Genomic DNA, 1386 nt, shown 5'->3' with positions numbered 1-1386 from the left:
ATGTGAATCCAATGAGGTTGCCGGCCAGCGGCCGGCACTACCTCCTGCCATCCGGCAGTACCGATGGAAGTCATTCCAATGAAAAGTGCATCTCTGTTCCTCTCCATCGCTGCGGCACTGGCGCTTGCCGGCTGCGGCACCCTGGCGCCGAAGAACACCGCAGTGGCCCCGGCCATTCCGTCGCAGTGGCCGGCTGAAGCCGCGCAGGGCGAAGTGGCCGATGCAGCCGCGGTCGGCTGGCGCGACTTCTTCACCGACGAGCGCCTGCAGCAGGTGATCGGCCAGGCGCTGGACAACAACCGCGACCTGCGCGTGGCCGTGCTCAACGTCGAAAAGGCGCGTGGCCAGTATCGCGTGCAGCGCGCAGACCGCGTACCGGGCGTGGCCGTGACCGGGCAGATGGACCGCCGCGGTGGCGACGTGCCGGTGACCGAGCAGTTCAGTGCGGGTGTCGGCGTGGCCGAGTTCGAACTGGACCTGTTCGGCCGCGTGCGCAACCTGAGCGAAGCCGCGCTGCAGCAGTACTTCGCTGTAGCCGCCAACCGCCGCAACGCGCAGCTGAGCTTGGTGGCCGAGACCGCCACCGCCTGGTTGACCTACGGCGCCGACCAGCAGCGTCTGGCGATCGCCGAGGCAACGGTGAAAACCTATGAGGATTCGCTGCGCCTGGCCGAAGCACGCCATGAGCGCGGTGGCAGTTCGGGGTTGGAACTGACTCAGACCCGCACCCTGGTGGAAACCGCGCGCACCGATGCCGCGCGTTTGCGTGGGCAGCTGGCGCAGGACCGCAACGCGCTGGCGCTGCTGGCCGGTGGCCAGCTGGATCCTGCGCTGCTGCCGGACAGCATCGCGCCGCAGGTGCTTGCGCTGGCGCCACCGCCGGCCGGCCTGCCCAGCGACGTGCTGCTGCAGCGCCCGGACATCATGGCGGCGGAGCATCAGCTGCTGGCCGCCAATGCCAACATCGGTGCCGCACGCGCTGCGTTCTTCCCCAGCATCTCGCTGACCGGCAGCATCGGCAGTGGCTCTGGTGAATTGTCCGGCCTGTTCGACAGCGGTACGCGGATGTGGAGCTTCCTGCCGAAGATCACCTTGCCGATCTTCCAGGGTGGCAAGCTGCGCGCGAACCTGGCCGTGGCCAACGCCGACCGCGATATCGCGCTGGCGCAGTACGAAAAGTCGATCCAGAGTGGTTTCCGCGAAACCGCCGATGCGCTGGCATTGAATGTCAGCCTGGATGAACAGGCGGCCTCGCAGCAGCGCCTGGTGGAAGCGGCCGAGCAGGCCAACCGCCTGTCGCAGGCGCGCTATGACGCGGGCCTGGACAGCTTCGTCACCCTGCTGGATGCACGTCGTACTGCCTACAACGCGCAGCAGAGCCAGCTG

General features: G+C 67.7%; 1 protein-coding gene. It reads left to right on the top strand.

Annotated elements, in window-relative coordinates:
• Positions 1–63 precede the first annotated feature (63 nt).
• The coding region (gene smeF / locus AB4Y84_RS21650) for a multidrug efflux RND transporter outer membrane subunit SmeF (protein WP_442250932.1) at positions 64–1386 on the top strand (1323 nt) is incomplete at its 3' end.

It is taken from the genome of Stenotrophomonas sp. 2YAF22, assembly GCF_052114665.1.
Taxonomy (GTDB): Bacteria; Pseudomonadota; Gammaproteobacteria; order Xanthomonadales; family Xanthomonadaceae; genus Stenotrophomonas; species Stenotrophomonas indicatrix.
The sequence above is the reverse complement of the archived record's forward strand: the minus strand, read 5'-3'. Positions and strand labels throughout refer to the sequence as shown.